We start from the raw sequence: 24,834 nt of genomic DNA, 5'->3' as shown, positions 1-24,834 counted from the left end.
TCAATACCCCGAAACCTTATTATGAAGGTAAACAAAAAAAAACAAGCCAGTGACATACTAGCTTGTTTTTACGCTTTTGAAAAACGTTCAAATACAGTCATTAATTCTTCAATTGCTTCGTCACCATTGCCATCTTTAATAGCACCTGAAACACAATGACTTGTATGGTTTTTTAATACACCCATTCCTACTTTTTTCATCGCTGCATTAATCGCTGAAATTTGCACTAAAATATCCACGCAATAACGATCATTTTCAATCATATTTTGAATACCGCGGACCTGTCCTTCAATTCTCTTTAATCTATTTATAATTTGTTCTTTTTCTTTTTCTGATCTATGTGTTACCGCTTCATGCTCTTTATGACCCATATTATCACCTTCTTAAAGTTTCTCTTCATCCAATAAAACAATTGCTTTTACGAGTATACCAATTATAGCATTAATTATCTATGTATGATACCCCATATGAGTATATTTCCGCTTTATGATTATTCTTAACAACGCATTAGCTTCTTAATCTCAATTTTCAGTATACCCTTTCTTTTTTTCAAAAAAATCATTATATCTCTCATCAAAGTTCAATAAAATGAAACAAGAATAAGCGGGGATTACCCGCCCCCGCTTATTCTTTGTCTATAATATTAAAAACTTAATTTTCAGCTATTTAATCCAAGAGTTTTTTCTTTCCATATATGATTATTGCTGATCGCATACTTTTGTATCATTCACTACTGAAGTTCCTTCAACGGTTACCGTATGAAAACAGTCATTTACTCGAACTGTTACAACATTATCTTGCCGGTCAATGATATGATATTCATTAAAATTTTTATTCAGAGCACTGCGAATTTGTTCTCCTTCATAAATTGGGATGCCATGCGATAGAACCCAAATAAGTCCAGCGATAGCAAGAATAGTTTTCATACGATCTACCTCCTTGGGAATATAGTGAACTTTTAATCCATACTTTTTCAGCTCTACAAATCATGATCGGAATAAACCGAGCCTTTTTGGAAATAAGTTCATTTCGTCTATTTTATGTTTATGCTAATTGTGACCGTTTTGTGACAACTTTTTGTCTCTTTAGACGAAAAGTTGAAACAAAACTTTCAAAAAGGACAATTCTACATATCAAAAAAGGTTATGGAATGTTTCATCCATAACCTTTTTTCCTATATGTAACTAATAAATCTCAACCCTTTACTTAAAGACGTCGGCACAACAGATGCATGATTCTCCCCTTCAGCTTCATAAAACTTAAATTTAAGTTTATCGTGGTTTACTTGGAGAAGGCGCTCTGATAATTCATTTGCACCTACAACCATATGCTCTCGTTCTAGTGACCCAACTGTAAGGAACACTCCTGTTTCAAACTTAGCATTGTTTAATTCATTTATAAGGTTCTCTTCTTTTTCAAGTACGGATTTATTATTCCACCATATAGATGGACTACTAATAAAATAATTTTGAAAAGCATTTAAATTTGTAAATAGTATATGGAGAGCAAATAATCCACCTAAAGAATGCCCAAATAACGTTTGCTTACCTTTATCAATCTCAAAATTCTTTTCAATTTGTGGTTTCAGTTCTTCTTCAATAAAAGTAAAGAAATTATGTGCTCCTCCTGTTTTAGGCCACGGTTTACCGTCTGGTTTTAAAGGGGCATCTTTTGAAATTACGCTAGGCGTAAAATCATAACATCTTTCTTCCCCTGAAAATGCGCCTTCAATTGGATAACCCACTCCTACTATAACAGCTGGTGAAACACCAGTTTTTTCCGCTCTTACTGATTGTATTTTAACTGCTTCATGAAATGTTTGAAAAAAGGCATTGCCATCTAATACGTAAATGACAGGATATCCTGAATCCGGTGCTGGTTGCCTCGGCTTTGAAATATGAATTTGATATTCCTTACCTTCTAATTTTGAATACATTTTCCATTGTTCTGTATTAGATATTATAATCTGCTGTTTTTCAACTGTAGTATTCACCCTATCCCCCCCTTTTTAACTTGTTACATATATTTCGATTTTTTCTTCTTGAGATACAACACTATCATAACCGAAACAAACAGGAGCCCCGTTATACGGATCAATCATGACACGTGCATCAATATGAAATACTTCTTTTAATACTTCATTTGTAATGATTTCTTCTGGGCTACCAGTTGTAACAATTTCTCCTTCCTTCATTGCAATAATTTCATCTGAAAATCTTGCTGCATGGTTAATATCATGTAATACCATAACAACCGTACAATTATGTTCTTTATTTAACTTCTCCACAATTTGTAATACATCTAATTGATGAGACATATCAAGGTATGTAGTTGGCTCATCTAATAGCAACACTTCTGTCTCTTGTGCTAATGCCATCGCTAGCCATACCTTTTGTCTTTGACCACCTGATAAATTTGCAATTTGTCTCGTTCGAAATTCAGAAGTTTTCGTTATATTTAATGCCCAATCAATCATTTCTTTATCTTTTGTCGTTAACTTATTTACGTTATTTCGATGTGGATAGCGTCCATAAGAAATTAATTCTTCCACTTTAAGTTCACCTGGTGCAATTGGAGTTTGCGGGAGTAAAGCTAACTGCTTCGCAATTTCTTTCGTTGAAATTGTATGTAAATCTTGCCCTTGCAAATATACTTTTCCGCTTTTTTGTTTTAAAATTCTTCCCATTGTTTTTAACAATGTCGATTTACCGCAACCGTTTGGACCTATAATTGTCGTTACTTTTCCTTCTTGTATTTCCACATTTAAATCGCGAAACACTGTAAGCTTTTCATAACTTGTTTCTAAATTTTTTGCACTTAAAATACTCACTTTTATTCCTCCTCTTACGCTTTCGCCTTATAAAGTAAATATAAGAAATACGGTACACCGACAATAGAAATAACGATTCCAACTGGTAACTCTACAGGTGTGAAAACTGTTTTTGCAATAAAGTCTGAGGCAATTACAAGAAACATTCCGATTACGCCGCACGTAGGAATTATATACTTATGTTGAATACCGACAAGTCTTTTCGCTATATGCGGTGCCATTAAGCCAATAAAACCGATACTCCCTGAAACAGCAACACATGCACTCACAAGCCCGATACTGCTTAATAATAAAATCGATTTCTCTCTTTCTACTGAAACACCTAAACTTGTAATACTAGTTTCTTCCAATTGAAATAAATCTAGTAAATATGCTTTCTTTTGTATAAGTGGAATTAAAATAATAAGCCATGGTAACATAGCCACAATATACTTCCAGTTCGCACTATATATGCTTCCAGAAACCCACACTGCAGCCATCTCGAAATCAGTTGACTTCATTTTGAGTGATAAGTACATAGAAAAGGCCCCAAATCCTGATCCAATTGCAATCCCTGTTAATAAAAGTCGCTGCGAATCTAACTTACCGTTTTTCCAAGAAAAAAGATAGATGATAATAGCAGCACCTAATCCGCCGACTAAACCAAACATTGGCATCATCATAATAGAAACCCAGTCTGTGCTTTTTAATTGTCCTTGAAAGAAAAACATAAAAATGACGATCGCTGTTCCCGCACCGGCATTTACTCCTAAAATACCTGGGTCTGCCAATCCATTTCTCGTAATCCCTTGAATAACGGCACCCGCAACACCAAGGCCTAATCCTACTAATCCAGCAATTATGATACGTGGAAGACGAAACTCAAAAATAACTAAATCATGTTCTGGTACTGGATCAATTCTAAAAAGTGTTTTAAACACATCTGTAATCGTAATGTCGAACGTACCATTTGTTAAACTAATATAAATAGCACATAGTATGAAAAATATAATAATCCCCATCGTCATTCCAAAACGTTTACTTGAACTTTTAAGCATGTCTCTCTCCTCCTCTTGTACGGATTAAATAAAGGAAGAAAGGAATTCCAATTAAAGATGTTACGACTCCAATTGGCGTTTCAAATGGATAATTTACAAATCTACTTAAAACATCACATAACGCTAAGAAAACCCCACCAATAACGCCTGCACATGGCAATATCCATTTATAATCTACTCCAATTATAAAGCGGGTAATGTGCGGAATAATTAAACCTACAAAACCAACTTTCCCCACTAAAGCAACTGCTGTTCCTGTTAAAAAAATTACCGATAAAATTGCCATCGCTTTAACTAGTTTTGTACGCTGTCCTAAATTAATAGAAACCTCTTCGCCTAATGAAAGAATGGTAATAGATTTTGATATTAACAATGCTAAAATTATTCCAATTATCCCAAACGGTATCGTAATTTTAATTATATTAGGATCTACTTGATCTAACTTTGCATTAAACCAAAAACTAACATTTTGAGAAATTTGGAAATACGAAGCCATGGCAGCCGATACACTGCTTAAAAATGTTCCAATAACTGTTCCGATAATTGCTAACCTAACTGGTGATAAGCCATTTTGAAGGAGCGAACCAAAACCAAACACGATACCGGCTCCGAGTGCAGAACCAATCATTGAACATATAACCATACCAATTGATGACATTCCTGGAAGAAAAATCATACAAAGTGTAATAACAAAGGCAGCACCATCCGTCACACCCATAATAGAAGGGGATGCAAGATAGTTTCTTGTCATCCCCTGCATAAGTGCTCCTGATATGGCTAGAAATGCTCCGACTAAAAGAGCTGCAACTACCCTTGGTAAACGTGAAGTAATAATAATATTATGATTTACATCACTTGAATCAAAATGAAATAATGCGTTCCACACTGTTTCAGCATCAATACTTTTCGCCCCATACAAAATCGAAAGTATAACTGTAAATAAGATGAGTATGGGTGCTATACATAATATAGTTACTGGTACTGCATTTGTTTTCTGCATATCATTCAACGCACCTTACTTATTGTATTATTTAGATAAATTTTTCACTGCTTCTTTTAAGAAGGCAGTTTTACTCCAAGCAGTACCACCTTGTGCCATTGGATCTACAACGTTTACAAATACTTTCTTTTCCTTCGCAGCATTCATACTTTGCCAAATTGGATTACTTTCAATTTCTTCTAACACTTTTGGATTTTTATTTTCACTTGCCTCATATTGTAAGAAAATATAATCTGGGTTAAGTTCAGCAAGTTTTTCAAATGAAATTTTCTCTTGTGCTTTTACAGTTTTCAATTGTTCTGGAGCAGTTAGTCCAAGATCTTTATAAATTACAGGGTTGAAGTATACTCCTTCTGGATATAGGAATAATTCGTTTGCTCTTAGTCTAATGACAAGTACTTTTTTATCTTTTAACTTATCTCCTAGTTTTGCTTTTGCTTTTTCAGCGTCTGAATTGTAGTCTTTAATAATTTTTTCTGCTTTATCTTTTTTACCAGTTAATTCTCCCATTAACTTTAAGTTATCTTCCCAATTTGTTGAAACGTGTGATACCGGGAATGTAGGAGCTACTTTCGTAAACTTTTCAGCTGTTTCTGCTGGGAATTTCGTACTTGATGTAATCACATCTGGTTTTAATTGTAGTAATGTTTCGAAATTGGGTTGCATTTTCTCACCAACAGATTTCGCACCTTCTAACTCTTTTTCCAGGTATTTTGGTAGTTTACCACCTACAGTAATGGCACCAACTGGTTTAATTCCAAGTACTGCCGCATCTTCCATTGACTCTAAACTAGCTGTCGCAATTTTATCTACTTTTGCTGGCACTGTATATTCTTTACCTAAATATGTAATTTTTCGTTTTTCATCTTTTTTCGTTTCCGTAGCTTTTGTCTGTTGTTTTTGCTCGCCTGAAGTTTTATCCGCACTATTACATGCCGCTAAACCTACACTTAAAACTGTAACCATCCCTAAAGTAAATAATTTCTTGTTCATCTTTATATGTCTCCTCTCAAATTTTCAAACTATATTCTCAATAGAATTTAACTATATGAATCTTATCCCATATATATATTTCATTAGATTAATAATTTTATCCAGAACTCATTCACGTTCACTTCCCCTAGACTATAATTCTTTTACGCCTTCATCACTTGATAATCATTTTCACTGATAATGATTATCGTTACTAAGTATATATTTAATATGAAATTATTTCAAGAATGATTTGAAAAATTTTAACAAACTGAATTAAAAAAAGAAGTATCTCCCTAATATTAGGGAGATACTTCTTTTTTTAGAAATTTATATGCAATTCAACTGGACAATGGTCTGATCCCATCACTTCACTATTAATTTTCGCTTCTGTTATTTGGTCTTTCATTCTTTCCGAAACAACAAAATAATCTAAACGCCATCCGATATTTTCACCTTTGTAATCTTGCTCTTACATTTATGAATACATACATACGCACTTTATTCAGGTTATACTAATTTCAGAGGTGATGTTCTTTGCACAATGAAGGAGTTATATTAACAAATGAGTATTGGCAAGCAATTATTCATAACGATTCTTCCTATGATAGCAAATTCTTTTATGCTGTGAAATCAACTGGAATTTTTTGCAGGCCATCATGCAAATCAAGAATACCGAATAGAAACAATGTACGAATTTTTCATCATGCAGAGCAAGCATTAAGCGAAAACTTTCGCCCGTGCAAACGTTGTAAGCCAAATGGGATCACTTTACCTAATGAAGAGTGGGTAGAACAAATTAAAGACTATATCGAAAAGCATTATGACGAATCCTTAACTCTCGACATGCTTGCGGAAATGTGTCACGGTAGCCCTTTTCATTTACAGCGTACTTTCAAAAGAATAATAGGGCTAACTCCTATAGAATATATACAACAATTCAGGGTTCTTAAAGCAACCAAATACCTTTTACACACAAATCAATCTATTAAAGAAATTAGTACTGCTGTCGGGATAGAAAACCCAGAGTATTTCGCAACTTTATTTAAAAAGAAAACCGGATTTACTCCTACTGAATATCGAAAAAAGAACGAAATGAAAGAGGGATACGATAATGAATTCCTACAAAAATAATTATATATATTGGACGCTACTTACACATAAAAATTGGCGATTTCATATTGCTGCAACTGAAAATGGACTATGTTTCATTGGATCACAAGACGAAAACTTTGAAGAATTAAATATATGGGCTAGAAAAAAACTGCCCCAACATATATTGATTCATAGTCCAGATTACTTGCAAATATATACGCAAGAAGTTATCGAGTATTTAGAAAATAAGCGAGAAACTTTTACATTTCCTATCGATGCTTATGGAACTAATTTTCAATTATCTGTTTGGAATACGGTACGTGAAATTCCTTATGGAAAGACATATTCTTATACAGAAATTGCTGAAAGAATTCAAAAACCTAAAGCTGTGCGCGCCGTTGCTTCTGCTATTGCTGCTAACCCTCTCCTTATTACTATTCCTTGTCACCGTGTTATTGGGAAGAATGGGAAACTAACCGGATTTAGGGGTGGATTAGAAATGAAGAAAAAATTGCTTACATTAGAAAAGTTACAGGTGGAATTCATATGACAGCAGAATATAATAGCGCATTATCTATAGTAGTTCCAAAAGAATTTTGTTTCCAAGAAAATTTACGTTATCTATCACGTTCTAACAATGAATGTATGTTTCATATTGAAGATAACAAAATTTATAAAGTTATCCCTGTTCAAGATGTAAATCCTTTAGTTGAAATTAGTGTGAATACAGATGGCAATATTCAAATACGTTGTTTAGAAGAATCATATACATCTGAAAAATCGATACGTGAAACTGTAGCTAACTATGTAAAAGAATGGTTTGATTTAACTACTGATTTAGCTCCCTTTTATACATTAGCTAAACATGATTTACTCCTTCAAGGACCAATTGAACAATATTATGGCCTTCGTACTTTAGGTATTCCAGACTTATTTGAGGCACTTTCCTGGGGAATTATCGGTCAACAAATTAACTTAACATATGCTTATACGCTAAAAAGAAGATTAGTTGAGCAATTTGGCAGTTATGTAGAATGGGACGGTAGAAAGCATTGGATATTCCCATTACCTGAAACAATTGCAAATCTACATGTAGAAGATCTCCAACAATTAAAAATGACGACTAGAAAATGTGAATATTTAATCGGTATTGCGAAGCTTATTACAGAGAGAAAACTATCAAAAGAGGATTTACTGCAAACACAAGATGTAAAGGTTGCTGAGAAACAATTAACCGCTATCCATGGTATAGGACCATGGACTGCCAACTATGTTTTAATGCGTTGTTTAAGATTTCCTTCAGCTTTTCCAATTGATGATGTTGGTCTGCATAATGCAATTAAATTTATAACAGGTTCCGAAAATAAACCGACTAAAAATGAAATAAAAGGTTTCGCGGCAAACTGGGCTAATTGGGAGTCTTATGCGACTTTTTATTTGTGGCGAGTACTATATTAAAAAGAACCAAGTAGTACGAATGTGCTACTTGGTTCTTTTTTAAGCTTGCTCCTCAAAACGTCTTGCAATTTCCACAATAACTTGAACGGCTTTTTCCATAGTATCTACCGAAACATATTCAAATTTACCGTGATAGTTTTCACCACCAGTGAAAATATTCGGCGTCGGTAATCCCATATATGATAATTGTGATCCATCTGTGCCTCCGCGAATCGGATGAATATTTGGTTCAATGTCTAAACTTTTCATTGCTTCATATGCAATATCAACAATTTCTCTTACCGGTTCAATTTTTTCAAGCATGTTATAGTATTGATCATTCATTTCTAAAACGACTGCATCTTCGCCATACTTTTCTTGCATAGTCTTCACAATATTTTTAACGTTATTTTTACGCGCCTCAAAATTTTCACGATCAAAGTCTCGAATAATATAATACGCTTTACTTTGCTCAACATCACCATTTAAAGAAAGTAAATGATAGAATCCTTCATAGCCTTCTGTATATTCTGGCGCCTCTTCTACTGGTAAATACCCGTTAAACTCCATAGCTAGTTTAGTAGCATTGCGCATTTTATTTTTCGCTGTTCCAGGATGTGTATTCGTTCCGTTAAACGTTAACTTAGCACCTGCAGCATTAAAACTTTCATACTCTAAACCACCTAATGGACCTCCATCCATCGTATAAGCGAATGATGCACCAAACGCTTCTACATCAAAATGCGCTGGCCCACGACCAATTTCTTCATCCGGTGTAAATGCTACTCTTATTTTCCCGTGCTTAATTTGCGGATTATGTATTAAATGGTTCATTGCAACCATAATTTCTGTAAGACCAGCTTTATCATCTGCTCCTAGAAGTGTTGTACCATCAGTTGTAATAATGGTATGTCCTTTATATGATGGTAATTCCGGGAACTGCTCTGGTGTTAACACAACATTTAGCTCTTCATTTAACGTAATTGCATTACCATCAAAATTTTCATGAATTTGTGGTTTGACGTTTTTCCCTGTAAAGTCTGTTGCTGTATCTAAATGGGCTAAAAATCCAATTACAGGAACATCCTTGTCCGTATTAGCTGGAAGTGTTGCCATTACATAACCATTATCATCCATCGTTACTTCTGTTAAACCAATTTCTTTTAGCTCTTCCACTAATAACTTACCAAACTCAATTTGTCCTGGTGTTGTTGGTACTGTATGGCTTTCTTCATTTGATTGCGTATCAATTTTTACATATCTCGTAAATCTTTCAATAAGTTCTTGTTTCAAGTTCATTCACTCCCTTTTATGTTTCTCCCTCCATTATAATCCTTAAAACGAAATATTTTAACTTTTTTGACTGTGAAGATGTATATTTCATTTACATTGTTAACACTTTTACATACTTTACATAACAAAAAGAAAATTAGTGAACATATTTAAAGTACAGCTTAATACAAATAAATTCACCCTATTTACGACTCTCATCGCAAATAGGGTGTTTCTGTTTTTATCTCGCAATTTAAGAATATATACTACTCATTTACAATAAAAGTATATACATCATCATAAATACAGCCATTTACTTTAATCACATACTTCCCAGGTTTATTAAAACTAATTGTGTATTTATTTAACTGAATTGCTTCTTTATCTCCAGAAAGAATATCAATACTTCTGCCACTTAATACATACAATTCATTTAGATTCATCGTTACATCAATTGTATTGAAATTTTCCACTCTCACTTGCTGTGCTTCCGCAACGCTTACACTTGGTTCTAAAAACAGTAGTCCACTTAATCCAATCGTCCCCGCTAAAGCAACTCCCGCAAACTTTTTAATCTGTTTCATTACAATGACCTCCTTATAGATTTTGTGTAAAGGCAATGTCCCCCTTACACCACAAAGCCTATATGTAATGAAATGAAAAGTAAACGGGGACTGTAAGACAAAATTCTACATCTTTTTCTCCTATTGAATATAAATCCAACGTTTGGAGTTTTGACACATTTAAAATTGTTTCCCTAAACCAATTTCTCCATAATTTATTCAAAGACTGAATAATTACTTATTTATTTAACATTCTAAAAATAGTTGATAAAGATGCTTTCTATTCAAAAAAAAAGACTTTGCTATAAAAGTAACTTTTACAACAAAATCCATGCAACTAATTTTATTCCTCTTTCCATAATCTCTCCACATTCATTAATTGTTCTTCTTTAAACTCCATCTTATATATATCCGGTTTTGACGTATTCATTAAAAATTCAAAACCATATTGTTTATCAAAATAATTTATCATTAATGTCATGACAAGCCCATGTGTACCAATTACAATTTTGCGTCCTTGAAAATCCAATAAGATTTCTTTTAATACTTTCACTACTCTTCTCTGGCAATCTGCATATGACTCTCCTTCCGTTCGTGCAAAGTCCGGATTAGAGAACATCTTCTGTACAAGTGGATACACCTCTTTGTCTGATATAACCTGATCCTCACTTGAAAACATACACTCTTTAAGATTTTCATATACTACTATTTCTTTTTCATGGAAATTAGCTGACTCCTCTATCGTTAGCATAGCCCGATTATAAGGACTGGAAATAAAAGTATCAATCCTCTCCGCTTTTAATATGTCAGTTACTCTACGGGCATCCATATGTCCCCTCTCAGTTAACCCGCGCATTCTTTCATTTCCTTCTAGTTTTGGTGATTCACCATGTCTAACCATATAAATATATGTGCTCATAATTTCTCCTTAAAATTTTTTATAAAGTGAAACTTTAATTAGCCCTTACTAATCGGGCTTTTACAGGAAAATAGCGAGATAAGTTAATAAATCACGTTCATTTATCCCATTTCAACACTTAGGCGTAATACTACAATACTTTATAAACTGTGCTGATTTGTTCGTCTAATCCATTCTCCTACTAAACTCTCAAATAATTCAGGCTGCTCAATTTGCAAATTATGCCCTGCCATATCTAACACTGCTAATGTTGCCCTTGGATATTCTTCAATAATTTCTATAATATTTTGATAACCTACTGATATATCTTGTCTTCCAGTCAGTAAAAGAACGGGATTTTCATATTTTTCACGCTGAAAATCCATAGTAAGAGAGTAATTCTTTTGCAACCTTTCAATAAATTCATAATTAGCAACATCTAACCCAGGCTTAATTTCTTCTTTAAATCGCTTATATGTATATTCATTTGCTATTACAGCTAACTCACAAAATTCCTCTCTTTCTGTGGAAGTGAGCGTATTTAAAAATTCCTCATCTTGTACAATTACCTGTTTATCTGGAAGAATCCTTTTTTCTGGCTCCGCTACAACAACAGGACATACTAATAGTAATCCGCTAACTCTCTCAAACATCTTTGCAAGTATACCTTTGGCTAAATAGCCTCCATATGATTCTCCTACCAATAAAAATTTTTCAGTAGAAATGATTTCCTCAATAAATGTGATAAGCACTTCTACTATACGATCTGAACTATTTATCCAATTTGGAGCATTCGATTTTCCCATTCCAGGTAAATCAATATATATTCGCTTATAACCTTCATATTTCTGAAATACTGATTCCATACATTTCATCATTAACCTATGGTCAGGGGCACAGCCATGTATGATAATGACTGGTTTACCCTCTCCCACAATTTCATAGTATATTTCTGCATCTTTAATTCGATATATCATAAAAAAGCCTCCCTATTTAGTGGCAATACTATTCCACTCTGTAAGAATACACGTTCTTATTTTATATCCTTTCCCAACATTTTTACAAATGTTAATTTTCAGATTAAAAATAAAAATCTCACCAAAAAAAAGATACTCATCATTTTATATGCAATTTTGCATCTCCACTTACAAATCACTAAAAAAACTTTACAATTCAAAGGATGACTAAATATACAATTTCTATTTAAAGTCTTGATACAGTCTATACTATCAACCGCAATATTTTTTCAACCTTAAGAATACTTACACTCTTTAACACTTTCCTTATAAACATGATTTTTATAAGGAAATCTGATACAATTCTTAAATAATATTATTATGTATAGATATAACGAACATAGTGCATAATTAAAGAAGGTGATTTCATTGAAATTAAATAAAAATTTACAATTATGTATATTAATCGGAACATTAATATGCTATTCAATTTATTTTATGTTTTTCTATCTGTTCCCTACTCATTTTTCAAATTCAGATGTACGCTTCGCTTCACTTGTCGTTGAAGCCATTACATTTGTATCACTGATTTACTCTATATATTCTAAGAAAGTCAGTTCAAATCCGTTTTGGATATGTATTACAATAGCAATTGGTAGTTTTTTATTAGGAAAAATAGTATATACATATCAAGATAGCTTCTTCGAAATTCCAATACATCGTTTTACGGTTTCTGATGTATTTTACATGTTTTTTCTATTTTTCTGTCTTATCGCTTTCTGCTATAAAATCTTAAAGGAATGCAATAAATGGGAAAAAGCGTTCTTTATTTGTGATATATGCATAGTGCTTACTTCCATATTCACATTAGAATGGTATTTATTTAATCAACCAAATTTAAATATATTCGCTCTTTCACTAGGAGATGTTTTCCTTTCATTTTTATACCCAATTGCAGATTTATTATTTCTACTGCTAGGTGTTAGTCTCTTTTTCCGTCCAACAATTTTTAATTCCAAACGGAAAATTTATATCTTTATTTTTGTATTAATAAGTTCTGCAACTTTTAACTATATTTATTTTTACTTAAATAACCACTTATCAACTGAAACTATAATATTATTACGTCTTTTATATAGAATACCTATATTACTTATTGCAATAGCTGGCTCTATTTCAGAAGATCATAATAGCCATAAAAATTATTTCCTTGTAAACCCTATAATAGGAAAAAAAGCTTTAGTTGTATTTCCTTATCTTGCTGTTGCAATACTAATCGGGTTTACATTAAAAGAACAAACATCCTCTTCAACTCTCATTACAGGAAATTGTATTACTTTTATTTTCGTACTCATTCGTCATTCTATCGTACGTATGCAAAACAATTCCTTAACAAAACGTTTGCAGGCATTTAATGCCCAACTAGAAGAAAAAGTTACTTTACGGACGTCTGATTTAGTTCATAAATCAGAGGCTCTTTCTCAAAAACAGCAAAAGTTTAAATCATTATATGAATATCATCCTGACCCTATCTTCACCATTGATTTAAATGGAATATTCTTAAATGTAAATAAGGCTGGGAGTGTACTACTTGGGGCACCAACGGATGAGTTACTAGGTGAAACTTGTTTTTCGATCATTTTAGATGAAGATAAGCATAAGCTAGCATTGGCATTAGAAAAAGTGAAACAACAAGAATCGGCATTCTTACAACTTAGTTCTCAATATAAAGATGGCTTTACTTATTTTTTATACGTTACAATCATTCCTATTATAATAGACGGACAAATTTCAGGAAGCTATATTATGGTGAAAGATATTACTGCACTAAAAAAACAGCAAGAAGAAATAAAATATTTAGCATTCCATGACACTGTAACGAAAATTGGGAACCGTGCCTTTTTCCATAAGAAATTAAAGAGAGTTATAAAAAATGCTAAAATAACAGAAAGCGAGTTTGCATTATTATATTTAGATTTAGATCGCTTTAAAGCAATTAACGATACACTTGGACATTCATCAGGAGATTACATATTAGAAGAAGTAGCAAAGCGATTCCAATCATGTCTTCCATCACATACTCATCTTTCAAGAATCGGTGGCGATGAATTTACAATCATAATTGAAAACTATACTGACGAAGATTACTTATTCCAATTATGTAACCAATTATTTGAATGCATGAAAAAGTCATTTATCATACATGAGCATAAATTAACTTTATCACTGAGTATCGGCATCGCTATTTATCCACATTCCGGAATCGATACCGCTACACTTCTGAAAAACGCTAATGTTGCAATGTATGATGCAAAAGCAAAAGAGCTTAACTCTGTCTCTATTTATGACGATGTAATCGCTAAAAAAATTGAAAGACGATTACGATTAGAAAAAGATTTACCAAACGCACTACAAAATGAAGAATTGTTCCTTTTGTATCAACCTCAAGTTGATAGTGAATCTAATAAAATTATCGGTGCAGAAGCTTTAATTAGGTGGAATCATCCTGAATTAGGTATTATTTCTCCATACGAGTTTATTCCGATTGCAGAAGAAACACTACAAATTATTTCAATAGGAAAATGGACATTAGAGCAGGCTTGCAAGCAAATGAAACGTTGGCACGCACTCGGATATTCACATTTAAAAATAGGTGTAAATTTATCTGCTAAAGAATTTGAACAAGAGGATTTTGTAAAGTCTATTTCTTCTACTTTAACAAATACAGGTTTACCAGCAAGCTCTCTTGATCTTGAATTAACAGAGCGAATTGCAATGATGGATGAGCGAGAAACATTGATAAAACTGCGTACACTAAAAAGTTTAGGGATTCACATTTCTATCGACGATTTTGGTACAGGTTATTCTTCGCTAGCCTACTTACCTTTGTATCCAATTGATACGTTAAAAATCCCGAGAGAATTTATTACAATGTCTGAAACATGTGATGATGGAATGGAAATTATTAAAACGATCATCACATTAGCAAATACATTAGGAATGTCTGTCATTGCTGAAGGTGTAGAAACGAAAGAGCACGTAAATTTCCTTCAAAAAAATAAATGTCAGTTTATTCAAGGTTATTATTACAGTAAACCTATTCATATTCATGCATTTACTGAGCTATTAGAAAACGGCATTCACCGATAGTACATAACTAATTAGAATAAATAATAATGAATTTGAACAAATATAGTAAAAAGGAAAGAAGATACCTTCTTTCCTTTTGTTTTTCTATTTACATTTCTATTACTCCACCACTTCATTTATTATATCTATTATTTGATGAATTCCCTCATCATTTGTTTTCTTATATCCATTCATGTTTTGAATATATTTCTCCTTATTTGTATACAACTTATTTACTGCATATATAAATGTATTCGTACTTACTCTGTCTTGGAGTATAACTTCCGCATATCCTTGCCGTGAAAAATATTCAGCATTTAAAACTTGATCTCCCCTGCTGGAACTGTTAGTTAACGGGATAAGCAACATCGGTTTCTTCAAAAATAACAATTCAGAAATAGCAGTAGAACCCGCTCTGGAAACTACAACACTTGCCATATTTAGTATATGCGGCAACTCGTCGCCTATATATTCAAATTGCATATACCCCTCCATGCCAATAGATGGGTCTACCTTCCCTTTACCACATATATGAATAATATTAAAGTTTAATAGTATTGTATCTAAACATTCCCTTACCATATCATTTATCCACTTAGCACCTTGACTCCCACCCATAATTAATAATACTGGTTTATCTTGCTGAAATTCACAATATCTTCTTCCTCGTAATACGTTACCCTTCTCAATTTCTTCCCTTACAATTGGTCCTACATAAACCTTCTTCTCATTACTTACATTTTCTCCTGTCTGAGGAAATGTTGTGCATAGCTTTGTAGCAAAAGGTAATGCTATTTTATTGGCAAGTCCTAATGTGCTATCTGGTTCACGTATAATTATAGGCACACGATTTAACCATGCTCCTATAGCTACAGGAACTGAAACAAATCCTCCTGCTGAAAAGATAACGTCAGGCTTTGTTTTCTTAATTAATTTATAACTTTGTAAACAACCTCGTATAATTTTAAAAGGATCTTTAAAATTTTCCCAATCCCAATATCTCCTAAGCTTGCCCGTTGAAACACTATTGTATTTAACATTTTGCACTAATGATTTTTCAATTCCATTTTTGGATCCAATATACTCGACTCTCCAGCCTTTCTCTATAAATTTAGGAATTAATACAATATTAATCATAACGTGTCCGGCTGTACCGCCCCCAGTAAAAAGAATCGTTTTGCTCATAACTTATACCCACCTTTATTATTAAAAATCTAGCTTTATATTTACCTTTTAAATGTAAATAAAATTATTATTTTTTATATAAATCTTTAACTCCACCTCTATATCTTGTAAAAGATCTTTAATGAGTTCATAAAAATCATTTCCATACTCACTACACTCGTATTGAGCAAAGATTTGAATCACATATCTAGTTTTCGTCTCTAATGCTGACTTTATTTGTTTAACCCTTTTTTCTTCTACATACGCTTGATATTTATGTATTGCCTCATAAAGACGCAATACATGCGCTTCTTCATCTCTCCAATCCAACGCATCAACAATTGAAAGAAATAGCGTATTTTGATTATCTATTATTTCATAATCATTCATATATTTCTTACACCCTTTTTTGTTTTTCATTGCATGCAGATGTCACTACACTTCGCATACTCAAGTACATCTTTTAATGATTGATGAAATTCAATTTCTGGGATCCAACCTAACCTTTTTATTTCCTCTATTGCTAAACTCTCATTTGAGTCGCTCCCACTTTTCTCTGTTTCCTCTATAAAAAAATTTAGCTGTGTTAATTCTTTATATTGTTCTAGTACATTTAACAAAGATCGTTTTACTCCTGATCCGATATTATATTGTTTTCCATTTATTCCATCTCGTAATAACACATGATACGCTTTGACCGCATCACGTACATCTAGAAAATCTCTACTATCTTTCAAACTGTTTACTTCGATAATAGCTTTACTTCTACCTGATTCTATATCTATCATTTTCTTTGCGAGAATCGAACAAATGCCATTCGATACCCCTGGACCAATTAAATTTGAGGGCTTTGCAATGATAATATTTGAATCCATTAATCCTCCCCAAGCCTCTGCAATAATAACTTGCATCGTTTTACTTAAACTATATGGATTTGAAATTTTTATTTCGTTCATACTATCTGCTTGCAAAGCAGATCCTATAACTAATGTTCTACAATGCGAGGCTTCTTGCTTAATTGCTTCTAATAAATATAATGTTCCTATTACATTAACCTCTATATATTCAAGGGCAGCTGTCCAAGATTCTATAACCGAATTCCTTCCTGCTAAATGCAATACGTAGTCTGGCTTTATTTGTTTCATTACCTTCATTACTTCGCTCTTATTAGTTAAATTACAAGTAATACCATTTCTAATTTTTTCTCCATATGCACGATTTTGAAACATAGGAATTACATGAAAGCCCTGCTGTAAAAAATAGTGGCAAGCATGGCGTCCTGTGAAACCATTTGCACCAGTTATTAAAAGGCTCGCATTTTTTTTCATCGCAAAAACCCTCCTTTTAATAGCATTTGTTTCACCTCATGTTTTCCAAGTAAGTCTTGTTGAGAACTAAAACTCTTCACATCCACTAGCGGATAGCTAGAATAATATTCTTGAAGTCCTTCTATAGGAATAGTCGGTAGTACCACAAAATAATTTTGATCAAAACTTATACTTGTTTTACTCTCTACCTCAGATAGAAGCATTTCACTTAATTTTTCACCCGGTCTTATCCCTACCTCTTTTACCTTAACTTTTTCTTTTCCGGAATATTCAATTAATACTTCTGCTAAATCTGTTATTTTACATGCCGGCATTTTCATAACAAAAATTTCCCCGCCTCTACCTTGAGATACGGCTTTAAATAACAACCCAACAGCATCTTCAACTGTTAAGAAAAATCTAGTCATATTCGCATCGGTAATCCCTACTTCTGAAGATTTTTTAATTTGTTGTTTAAAAAGTGGTACTACACTTCCACTCGTTCCTAAAACATTTCCACCACGAACACAAATGAATTTTGTTTTCTTCGTTTGTATATTCGCATGAACCATTAATTTTTCACCAATTGCTTTTGTCATCCCATACGTATTTGATGGATCAGCTGCTTTATCCGTTGAAACATATATAACTTTTTCAACTTGCATCTGTATAGAGGCTTCAATTACATTTTGCGTACCATGTATATTGGTTTTTATAGCTTCATAAGGATAATACTCACATACTGGAACATGTTTTAAAGCTGCAAGATGGAACACATAATGTACACCTTGGCAAGCATAGACTAGTTGATCTTTATCACGAATATCTCCAATAATAAATTTTAACCTATCATCATTTATAAACTGTTGCTGCATTTCAAACTGAACCGTTTCATTTCTTGAAAAAATTCTAATTTCTTTCGGTGATTTTTCTAATAGTTGTTTTATAAGTTCATGCCCCCACGAACCTGTACCACCAGTAATTAAAATTATTTTATTTAACATTCTTCTTCCTCCTACGAAACATCTCAATTTAAATAATATTTATTGAATTATTTTCAATTGATTCAAATCATAATCGTCGTTTGTTACATTTAATTGACAAAATAAAAAAACAGAAACTATTAAACGTAGTTTCTGTTTTTCATTTCATCTCACAACAGTAAGATTTTTTATACTGTTTGCATGATAAATAAATTCCTTGTAAAAAACACCGCTCATTTATTTCTTATACTCGTAATAAAATAAATAGAATGATTCATAGCCAATAATCATGTTTAAATTTATGAAAAAGGGAGGTAACGGAATGGACCGAAGCAATTCAAATCATACATATAACGGACCTTCCAAAGCACTGCCTCTCTCCCTATTCGACGTAAAAAATGAATTGAAACAAAAAAGCAAACTTATTCCTTCTGACACCATGTATAAATTAACGAAAGAAGAACAACTCATCATCAACAAAATAAAAATACAAACAGAACAACTAAATAAAAATAATGTTACAAGAACACGCGCATACTACCAATTTTACATTCAATATCCAGAAATACATTGGGCACTGCTTGGGCATATGGTATCACGTAACGGCGGTTGGAATATGACTGATTTAAAGGGCGATTTATATACGAGAATTTTATCAGAGAAAGATCAATTCATATTTTTTTCTTTTTTAGAAAGAGGGAATTGGCTTATTTTCCAAGATGTATACCCTCAATTTTTACTTTACGAACAAAGTGTAAAGAGATCACAAAAGTTATTTCACCTTCTCCCTCACCTAAATGTTTCTACATTTATGGAAACGATGTGGAACCATTTTTGGAAAACAGGTAACAAAAAAACTTTAGCAATTGCAACTATTATTAATGAACAAAACTACTTAGAAAAAAGAGTAATTCAAAATGTACAATTTAAAAAGACTGTACTAAATAGTATTGGATTTAAACTCTTTGATTTCTTTCAGTTTAATCATATCCTTTTCCCATTCTACGAAAATGATAAGAAACAAAAAGTATTACTATTTGGTGATACAATGAAACATTTCACTTCCTTACATGAACGGATATTAATTGGAAAAAGATTGTACTCATTATTATTTCGAGATACACATGTTTTATCTCAAATAATAAGCTGGGCTCAACACCATCCACATACAGGATCTAGGAAAGATTACTGGCCCCATTTATTTTCAAGTGTAAATGAATCTTTTTCCCGTGAGTTTTATAAGCGCCGAATTAAGAAATGCCAGTTACGAAATGGCGCTTATCGTATATACAGCCCTGCACTCATCTATGCATGGCGAGATATGAAGCATGAAGAAGTTGACAGTGAAGATTGGTTTACCGATTGGCAAGTTGTAAATTACTTAGTTGATAAGGAGGAAAATATAAATGGACAAATTACAGAAGACTACTGCAAAACACTCGAAAAAATTGAAATCGCCATTCTCGCAAAGAAAAATGTCCTCCTCCGAGAAGAAGAATGAGTTTCTAGCATTAGTAGTTACAATCTTTCTCTCTTCTATTATTGCAACTTGCTTAGATGCCTTTTTTGTTCATAAACAAATATATTCCTTTCCGGCTAGGCCCTTCTCATCCACATTTTCGGTTAATATAGCTTTTACATTGTTCGTACTGCCGATTTTAACAGTTATCTTTATACACATTTCAAAAAAATTATCTAAAGTTTCTAGAATTTCATTTATTATTTCAATCGGTATTTGTGCTAGCCTTTTTGAACAGATTGCTGAAAGTTTAGGTTTATTTGTACATAGTGCGAATTGGAACCATACATATTCTTTATTTGGTTATATAATTTTTCATTCTTTTATTTGGAACGTATATAATTGGATAAAAAAATAAAGAGACCATTATAGGTCTCTTCTTAAGCATACTCTTCCGTTATTACTAATGGTGTCAATGTTTGAAGGCTTTTAGAGCGTAAACGATAGGCAACGACTTTCTTCTTATATTGCTTAATGACATCAACATGTTCCTCATAGCTATATAGCGAAAATCTAATCTCTTTACTCCCTTTCTTCGTATCAATGACTATTGGTGTCCCTTCTCCGTGCGGCGGGAAATAATGTTTATCTAAAAACAACGCCTCATTAAATTCATGAATAACTTGTAGTTTCATTTCTCCCTCTATATTTTTTCCATCTATCGATATAGAAGTATTTTCCGCCTCAAGCTTTTGATGCAATTCAAATCTACTAATAATTGATTCTACAACAGAAGTGGGCATGCTAGAAACTAATACTTTAATAGCTCCAAAAACAAATAATGTAACTATAAACCATGTTGTCATTGTTATCATCTCCATTACATTTAAAAAATAAATTTCGTTCCATACGGTATTAGTATACTAATAAGTATTCCAGTTACAATCATCGTTACCGAACCGATAGTCGCTTCTTTCTCGCCTTCTTTCACTAAACGACTCACACCGATAATATGTGATGCACAGCCCATTCCAACTCCTTTTCCAATCGTACTTGTTATACGGAAAAGCTTAAGTACTGTTGGTCCGATCATAGCACCTGTTATTCCTGCAACAACTACAAAACTAGAAGTCATAGATGGAATACCACCAATTTGATCCGCTATTGAAAGGGCAATTGGCATTGTCGCTACCTGTGGTAAAGTAGTTAATATAAGTTCCTTATCTATATTTAAAATTCCGCCAATCACTACATTCATGCTCGTTACAGCCACTATACCTATCACTACTCCGATTAGTATCGATGAAAAATTTTTCATCAGTATCTTTCGCTCTTTAAATAGAGGTATGGCCAATGCTACAATTGCAGGGCTCAATAAGCTTGAAAGAATGTTTCCCCCATTTTCCCTATACTCATGATGAGAAATACCAAAAATCAAAAATAAACAAATCATAATTGCCGTAACTGTTAACACTGGTAACGTAAATGCAAACGTAAATTTTTTATATAGCTTTGTCGCCAAGAAATAAATTGCTACAGTAATAATAATTAAGACCATTTGAATCGTGCACCTTGTCGATTTTATTTTTTTGATGTGACTAATAATTGACTTATATACCCTGAAACAATCAAAGTTACTACAGTACTTGCAACTACTAAAAGGAATATAATACTTCCCTTACTGAAAAGAAAAGACCCGTATTCCATGAGCCCTGTTGTCGAAGGGATTAAAAATAACGGTAAAAATACGATTAACTTTTCCGAACCTAACTCAAACCATTTTAACGGTAAAACGCGAGTGGAAAGGAGCAGGAACAGTATTAACATCCCTATTAAATTCCCCGGTATTGATAGATGGAATATTTCCTGAATCCACGTACCCACTAGGCTAAATACATATAGCACGCCTACTTGAAGTAAAAGCGTCACGTACTTCACTTCTTTCCCTCATTTCACTATCACACATCCATATTATGAAATCTCATTTAGCGTGTCGGCAAACCGTTTAATTCCAAGTTGAATTTGTTCTATATTCGCTCTACCAAACGTAAATCGTATATATTCATTTTTCGAACCTAAAACACTGCCCGGAACAAATGCGACACCATTCCGTATAGATTCACCTAATAAGTGATATTCATCAAACTTTCCTGTTACTTTACACCATACATGTATTCCACCCTCTGGCACGAAACATTCAACTCGTTCTCCCAATGTTCCTTCAAGCTCTGCAATTAATTCATCTCTTCTTTGCTTCAATTGTCCACGAAGTATCGTAATATGTGTATGGAAATCCTTTGATTCTAAAAATTGATTTGCTACCCACTGCGTAAATACACTATGGCCAAAATCAACTTGTTGCTTTGCATCTGCTAAACGCTCAATTACGCGTGTAGGACCAATTACCCATCCAATACGTAATCCTGATGCAACAATTTTTGATAGTGAACTTATATAAAGAACATTTCCATTTTGGTCCATTGATTTTAATGTTGGGTTCACTTCTCCATTAAAAGAGATTAAACTATACGGATCATCTTCTACAATTGGTATACCGAACTCAGAAGACAGTTCTAAAATTTTTTTACGTCTCGCTAATGAAAGCACAGTACCCGTCGGATTCTGATAATCTGGATTCAAAAACACCATACGAATGCGATGCTTTTTGTGCAAATCGATTAAGTCATCTGGATTCATTCCATGCTCATCAACAGGTAAATGAAATATGTTTAAACCGGCCGATTTAAACATTGGAAGCGAAAAACAATACGAAGGATCTTCAATCGCGATCGCATCGCCAGGTTTTAATAAACATTGAACGATAAGATTAAGCGCCTGTTGTGCTCCTGACGTAATAAGAATAGAGCTTGAATCTGCTTCAATTTGTTTATATTGCTGAACATGTGCTGCAATTGTTTTTCTCAACATCTCATTTCCAAGTGGATGGTCATAACCGAGGTTTTCCATAAATGTTTTCTCCGACAAAATTGTTCGAAATCTATCACTTGGAATTAATTCTGGTGACAGTTCACCACTTGCTAAATTAATTAAATCATCTTTTTGTGTTTCCGTTCGAATTTGTTGAACGAGTGGTACGTTAGGTAAGAACGATCCATCCTCCACGTACCTACCCCAGTTCGGTATTCGTTTATGTGAGACACCCCATATGTCTGTATTGACCCGTGTTCCGCTTCCCTTTTGCCGTTCTACTACTCCAAGTGATTTTAATTCTTCATACGCAGCTACTATTGTACTCCGGTTCACCTGTAATTCCTTTGCTAACATACGCTCAGAAGGTAACTTACTATCAGAAGGAAATTCGCCTGAAGAAATGCCTCTTTCAATATAATCTGCAATTTGTTTATATACAGGTGTCTTATCTGCACGATTTGGTTTCCATTCCATATAGTTCCCTCCTTTCAAAACGAACTATCCTCATTTTTTACTAACAGTATTCACCGTAAAAATAGTATTAATTAGTCACATTTTCTTATCCGTAAATGGATATATCCAAAATGGTTCTCTTTCTGATTACTCAATAGCTTCTGAAATTCCAACTTCATACTCTCATTTCAGTTCTTTTACAAACTATTAAATCGTTACCGCATACCATGTTACCCCAACTAGTAGAACAAAAAGAAGAAGAATATAGATTGCAGATAAGTTTTTCACATTTCTTTTTGTAGACTTACCGTAATTCTCCTCCACGTTTCTTGCAACTAGTACAGTCCCAAATAGCGATACAATTACAATAATAACGACTAGTGAAATTGCAAAACTCATTGTCTTTTCACCTCTCTAAGACCCATCTATTTTAATTAAAGAACTTACATAAAAACCTTCCTCTTTAAAACGTTGATAACATACTACCTTTCTTCTCTTATCATAATAGATGTTTGCAAAAAGCGGACCAACCACTTTCGTGTTTTTTTGCTCATCCACTTAAAAAATAAAAAGCAACTGATCACTTAGGACCAGTTGCTTTTTTCACACAATAATTTTTCATTTAAAATTAATTCGATTTAAAAGTTTCGCCTTTTCATAATGAAACATCGACTGAGATAACTCAAAAATTGTTCCATTTACAAGATACACTGTATTTTCAATAAGAAGCGCCGGATCACCTTCATTTAATTCTAAAAGCTGTGCATTTTCTTTATTTACTTTTTCACAACTAATAACTTTATCAGCAAAACCAATATTTAATCGTAAATCTTCAATGAAATAACTGTATACAGAGCTTAATGCTATTTCTTCGTTCAAATATGGAATAATATCCTTTTTGAAATAACTTACTTCAATAGAGAATGGTTTAGCATCTACAATTCTTAAGCGCTTCAAAAAATACAACCTAGTTCCAGCTTCGCATTGCATCTGCTTTGCTATCTCTTCGTCCGCATCTATTACTTCAAGCTCTAACACTTTCGTTTCAATATTTTGTGAAACAAGATTTTTCGTTAATCCACGTAAACTTCCTAAATTAATGTAATCTGTTACAGAAGTTTCGCGTAAAAACATGCCACTACCTTGCACTTGAAAAATATAACCTCTATTCACAAGCTGACTAATTACTTTACGTATCGTATTACGGCTTACTTCAAATCGATTCATCAACGCTTCTTCTGTAGGTAGTTTTTTCGTTTCATTAAAAAGCCCATCTCGAATGTTTTGCTCTAACACATCTGCAATTTGTTTATACTTTGCACTCATACACTTTCTCCTAAAATACTCT

27 protein-coding genes and 1 pseudogene are annotated in these 24,834 nt (G+C 33.0%); 6 read left to right on the top strand and 22 right to left on the bottom strand.

From position 1 onward, the window contains the following. Positions 1–68 precede the first annotated feature (68 nt). From ES895_RS05340 to ES895_RS05305, 8 genes and pseudogenes are all read right to left on the bottom strand, one after another. The gene (locus ES895_RS05340; protein ID WP_000509876.1) at positions 69–371 is read right to left on the bottom strand and encodes a metal-sensing transcriptional repressor; all 303 of its coding nucleotides are present in this window, start codon (positions 369–371) and stop codon (positions 69–71) included. Positions 372–698: 327 nt separating this feature from the next. Then, complete coding sequence (locus ES895_RS05335; protein ID WP_000849103.1) at positions 699–926, bottom strand: hypothetical protein; 228 nt, start codon at positions 924–926, stop codon at positions 699–701. 248 nt (positions 927–1,174) lie between these two features. Continuing rightward, positions 1,175–1,993 (bottom strand): alpha/beta hydrolase, encoded by an 819-nt coding sequence (locus tag ES895_RS05330; protein ID WP_001098697.1) that lies wholly within the window; start codon positions 1,991–1,993, stop codon positions 1,175–1,177. A 15-nt stretch (positions 1,994–2,008) separates the two neighbouring features. Next, the gene (locus ES895_RS05325) at positions 2,009–2,830 is read right to left on the bottom strand and encodes an ABC transporter ATP-binding protein (protein WP_000025773.1); all 822 of its coding nucleotides are present in this window, start codon (positions 2,828–2,830) and stop codon (positions 2,009–2,011) included. A 14-nt stretch (positions 2,831–2,844) separates the two neighbouring features. After that, on the bottom strand, positions 2,845–3,867 hold the full coding sequence (locus ES895_RS05320) for a FecCD family ABC transporter permease (RefSeq protein ID WP_000920434.1): 1,023 nt from the start codon (positions 3,865–3,867) through the stop codon (positions 2,845–2,847). Beyond that, positions 3,860–4,867, bottom strand: a complete 1,008-nt coding sequence (locus ES895_RS05315) for a FecCD family ABC transporter permease (RefSeq protein WP_001173053.1) — start codon at positions 4,865–4,867, stop codon at positions 3,860–3,862. The genes ES895_RS05320 and ES895_RS05315 overlap by 8 nt, the downstream gene beginning before the upstream one ends. A gap of 27 nt (positions 4,868–4,894) precedes the next feature. Further along, positions 4,895–5,860, bottom strand: a complete 966-nt coding sequence (locus tag ES895_RS05310; RefSeq protein WP_001035506.1) for an iron-hydroxamate ABC transporter substrate-binding protein — start codon at positions 5,858–5,860, stop codon at positions 4,895–4,897. A gap of 301 nt (positions 5,861–6,161) precedes the next feature. Further along, positions 6,162–6,299, bottom strand: a pseudogene (locus tag ES895_RS05305) (exodeoxyribonuclease III); the annotation flags it as partial. A gap of 77 nt (positions 6,300–6,376) precedes the next feature. On the opposite strand from ES895_RS05305, the gene ES895_RS05300 reads away from it, so the two are divergent. From ES895_RS05300 to ES895_RS05290, 3 genes are read left to right on the top strand one after another with little or no spacing between them, the layout of a single operon-like run. Continuing rightward, positions 6,377–6,973: a bifunctional transcriptional activator/DNA repair enzyme AdaA gene (locus ES895_RS05300; RefSeq protein ID WP_000551300.1), complete on the top strand. Its 597-nt coding sequence runs from the start codon at positions 6,377–6,379 to the stop codon at positions 6,971–6,973. After that, the gene (locus ES895_RS05295) at positions 6,954–7,484 is read left to right on the top strand and encodes a methylated-DNA--[protein]-cysteine S-methyltransferase (protein ID WP_001089839.1); all 531 of its coding nucleotides are present in this window, start codon (positions 6,954–6,956) and stop codon (positions 7,482–7,484) included. Before ES895_RS05300 ends, ES895_RS05295 begins: the two co-directional genes overlap by 20 nt. Beyond that, positions 7,481–8,392 carry a DNA glycosylase gene (locus tag ES895_RS05290; protein WP_000123512.1) on the top strand — a complete coding sequence of 304 codons (912 nt, stop codon included), beginning with the start codon at positions 7,481–7,483 and terminating at the stop codon, positions 8,390–8,392. The genes ES895_RS05295 and ES895_RS05290 overlap by 4 nt, the downstream gene beginning before the upstream one ends. Before the next feature lie 39 nt (positions 8,393–8,431). Here the strand turns inward: ES895_RS05290 and pepT are convergent, their stop codons facing one another. From pepT to ES895_RS05270, 4 genes are all read right to left on the bottom strand, one after another. Beyond that, entirely contained in the window at positions 8,432–9,664 is a 1,233-nt protein-coding gene (pepT, locus tag ES895_RS05285; RefSeq protein WP_000807014.1) for a peptidase T, read from the bottom strand. 245 nt (positions 9,665–9,909) lie between these two features. Continuing rightward, entirely contained in the window at positions 9,910–10,227 is a 318-nt protein-coding gene (locus ES895_RS05280) for a hypothetical protein (protein ID WP_000809497.1), read from the bottom strand. Positions 10,228–10,549: 322 nt separating this feature from the next. After that, positions 10,550–11,125 (bottom strand): histidine phosphatase family protein, encoded by a 576-nt coding sequence (locus tag ES895_RS05275; RefSeq protein WP_000109177.1) that lies wholly within the window; start codon positions 11,123–11,125, stop codon positions 10,550–10,552. Between the two features lie 140 nt (positions 11,126–11,265). Continuing rightward, a complete protein-coding gene (locus ES895_RS05270; protein ID WP_000640336.1) occupies positions 11,266–12,081 on the bottom strand; it encodes an alpha/beta fold hydrolase in 816 nt (271 codons plus the stop codon). A gap of 408 nt (positions 12,082–12,489) precedes the next feature. On the opposite strand from ES895_RS05270, the gene ES895_RS05265 reads away from it, so the two are divergent. Beyond that, positions 12,490–15,210, top strand: coding sequence for a putative bifunctional diguanylate cyclase/phosphodiesterase (locus tag ES895_RS05265; RefSeq protein ID WP_000773555.1), 2,721 nt, complete (start codon positions 12,490–12,492; stop codon positions 15,208–15,210). A gap of 99 nt (positions 15,211–15,309) precedes the next feature. Here ES895_RS05265 and ES895_RS05260 read toward each other — a convergent pair whose 3' ends face one another. From ES895_RS05260 to ES895_RS05245, 4 genes are read right to left on the bottom strand one after another with little or no spacing between them, the layout of a single operon-like run. Then, positions 15,310–16,374: an undecaprenyldiphospho-muramoylpentapeptide beta-N-acetylglucosaminyltransferase gene (locus tag ES895_RS05260; RefSeq protein WP_000047556.1), complete on the bottom strand. Its 1,065-nt coding sequence runs from the start codon at positions 16,372–16,374 to the stop codon at positions 15,310–15,312. Positions 16,375–16,422: 48 nt separating this feature from the next. Further along, positions 16,423–16,773: a DUF6572 domain-containing protein gene (locus ES895_RS05255; protein ID WP_002103505.1), complete on the bottom strand. Its 351-nt coding sequence runs from the start codon at positions 16,771–16,773 to the stop codon at positions 16,423–16,425. Beyond that, entirely contained in the window at positions 16,770–17,681 is a 912-nt protein-coding gene (locus tag ES895_RS05250; protein WP_000739085.1) for an SDR family oxidoreductase, read from the bottom strand. The genes ES895_RS05255 and ES895_RS05250 overlap by 4 nt, the downstream gene beginning before the upstream one ends. Further along, positions 17,678–18,664, bottom strand: a complete 987-nt coding sequence (locus tag ES895_RS05245) for a UDP-N-acetylglucosamine 4,6-dehydratase family protein (protein WP_000932589.1) — start codon at positions 18,662–18,664, stop codon at positions 17,678–17,680. Before ES895_RS05245 ends, ES895_RS05250 begins: the two co-directional genes overlap by 4 nt. A 301-nt stretch (positions 18,665–18,965) precedes the next feature. Between ES895_RS05245 and ES895_RS05240 the strand changes: the two genes are divergently transcribed. Both ES895_RS05240 and ES895_RS05235 read left to right on the top strand, forming a co-directional pair. Next, positions 18,966–20,144 (top strand): DUF2515 domain-containing protein, encoded by a 1,179-nt coding sequence (locus ES895_RS05240; RefSeq protein ID WP_000376162.1) that lies wholly within the window; start codon positions 18,966–18,968, stop codon positions 20,142–20,144. Continuing rightward, positions 20,119–20,520 (top strand): CBO0543 family protein, encoded by a 402-nt coding sequence (locus tag ES895_RS05235; protein WP_033667178.1) that lies wholly within the window; start codon positions 20,119–20,121, stop codon positions 20,518–20,520. The genes ES895_RS05240 and ES895_RS05235 overlap by 26 nt, the downstream gene beginning before the upstream one ends. A gap of 22 nt (positions 20,521–20,542) precedes the next feature. On the opposite strand, the gene ES895_RS05230 is transcribed toward ES895_RS05235, so the two are convergent. The 6 genes from ES895_RS05230 to ES895_RS05205 form a co-directional block, all read right to left on the bottom strand. Then, positions 20,543–20,968, bottom strand: coding sequence for a YfmQ family protein (locus tag ES895_RS05230; RefSeq protein WP_000214645.1), 426 nt, complete (start codon positions 20,966–20,968; stop codon positions 20,543–20,545). Positions 20,969–20,988: 20 nt separating this feature from the next. Further along, positions 20,989–21,660, bottom strand: coding sequence for an LrgB family protein (locus ES895_RS05225; protein WP_135238179.1), 672 nt, complete (start codon positions 21,658–21,660; stop codon positions 20,989–20,991). Positions 21,661–21,683: 23 nt separating this feature from the next. Beyond that, positions 21,684–22,040, bottom strand: coding sequence for a CidA/LrgA family holin-like protein (locus tag ES895_RS05220; protein ID WP_000878485.1), 357 nt, complete (start codon positions 22,038–22,040; stop codon positions 21,684–21,686). 33 nt (positions 22,041–22,073) lie between these two features. Continuing rightward, the gene (gene pdxR / locus ES895_RS05215; RefSeq protein WP_000454966.1) at positions 22,074–23,507 is read right to left on the bottom strand and encodes a MocR-like pyridoxine biosynthesis transcription factor PdxR; all 1,434 of its coding nucleotides are present in this window, start codon (positions 23,505–23,507) and stop codon (positions 22,074–22,076) included. A gap of 186 nt (positions 23,508–23,693) precedes the next feature. Beyond that, entirely contained in the window at positions 23,694–23,885 is a 192-nt protein-coding gene (locus tag ES895_RS05210) for a hypothetical protein (protein ID WP_000006460.1), read from the bottom strand. 219 nt (positions 23,886–24,104) lie between these two features. Further along, positions 24,105–24,812, bottom strand: coding sequence for a GntR family transcriptional regulator (locus ES895_RS05205; protein ID WP_001274909.1), 708 nt, complete (start codon positions 24,810–24,812; stop codon positions 24,105–24,107). Positions 24,813–24,834 lie beyond the last annotated feature (22 nt).

Origin of the sequence: Bacillus sp. 007/AIA-02/001, assembly GCF_004634455.1 — a bacterium.
Classification (GTDB): domain Bacteria; phylum Bacillota; class Bacilli; order Bacillales; family Bacillaceae_G; genus Bacillus_A; species Bacillus_A cereus.
The sequence above is the reverse complement of the archived record's forward strand: the minus strand, read 5'-3'. Positions and strand labels throughout refer to the sequence as shown.

Coding starts and splice junctions, on each gene's coding strand:
- ES895_RS05280 (WP_000809497.1), bottom strand. CDS start 10,227: ATGAAACAGATTAAAAAGTTTGCGGGAGTTGCTTTAGCGGGGACGATT.
- ES895_RS05295 (WP_001089839.1), top strand. CDS start 6,954: ATGAATTCCTACAAAAATAATTATATATATTGGACGCTACTTACACAT.
- ES895_RS05275 (WP_000109177.1), bottom strand. CDS start 11,125: ATGAGCACATATATTTATATGGTTAGACATGGTGAATCACCAAAACTA.
- ES895_RS05340 (WP_000509876.1), bottom strand. CDS start 371: ATGGGTCATAAAGAGCATGAAGCGGTAACACATAGATCAGAAAAAGAA.
- ES895_RS05245 (WP_000932589.1), bottom strand. CDS start 18,664: ATGTTAAATAAAATAATTTTAATTACTGGTGGTACAGGTTCGTGGGGG.
- ES895_RS05230 (WP_000214645.1), bottom strand. CDS start 20,968: ATGACAACATGGTTTATAGTTACATTATTTGTTTTTGGAGCTATTAAA.
- pdxR (WP_000454966.1), bottom strand. CDS start 23,507: ATGGAATGGAAACCAAATCGTGCAGATAAGACACCTGTATATAAACAA.
- ES895_RS05235 (WP_033667178.1), top strand. CDS start 20,119: ATGTCCTCCTCCGAGAAGAAGAATGAGTTTCTAGCATTAGTAGTTACA.
- ES895_RS05240 (WP_000376162.1), top strand. CDS start 18,966: ATGGACCGAAGCAATTCAAATCATACATATAACGGACCTTCCAAAGCA.
- ES895_RS05250 (WP_000739085.1), bottom strand. CDS start 17,681: ATGAAAAAAAATGCGAGCCTTTTAATAACTGGTGCAAATGGTTTCACA.
- ES895_RS05310 (WP_001035506.1), bottom strand. CDS start 5,860: ATGAACAAGAAATTATTTACTTTAGGGATGGTTACAGTTTTAAGTGTA.
- ES895_RS05225 (WP_135238179.1), bottom strand. CDS start 21,660: ATGGTCTTAATTATTATTACTGTAGCAATTTATTTCTTGGCGACAAAG.
- ES895_RS05335 (WP_000849103.1), bottom strand. CDS start 926: ATGAAAACTATTCTTGCTATCGCTGGACTTATTTGGGTTCTATCGCAT.
- ES895_RS05260 (WP_000047556.1), bottom strand. CDS start 16,374: ATGAGCAAAACGATTCTTTTTACTGGGGGCGGTACAGCCGGACACGTT.
- ES895_RS05255 (WP_002103505.1), bottom strand. CDS start 16,773: ATGAAAAACAAAAAAGGGTGTAAGAAATATATGAATGATTATGAAATA.
- ES895_RS05290 (WP_000123512.1), top strand. CDS start 7,481: ATGACAGCAGAATATAATAGCGCATTATCTATAGTAGTTCCAAAAGAA.
- ES895_RS05210 (WP_000006460.1), bottom strand. CDS start 23,885: ATGAGTTTTGCAATTTCACTAGTCGTTATTATTGTAATTGTATCGCTA.
- ES895_RS05205 (WP_001274909.1), bottom strand. CDS start 24,812: ATGAGTGCAAAGTATAAACAAATTGCAGATGTGTTAGAGCAAAACATT.
- ES895_RS05270 (WP_000640336.1), bottom strand. CDS start 12,081: ATGATATATCGAATTAAAGATGCAGAAATATACTATGAAATTGTGGGA.
- ES895_RS05315 (WP_001173053.1), bottom strand. CDS start 4,867: ATGCAGAAAACAAATGCAGTACCAGTAACTATATTATGTATAGCACCC.
- ES895_RS05320 (WP_000920434.1), bottom strand. CDS start 3,867: ATGCTTAAAAGTTCAAGTAAACGTTTTGGAATGACGATGGGGATTATT.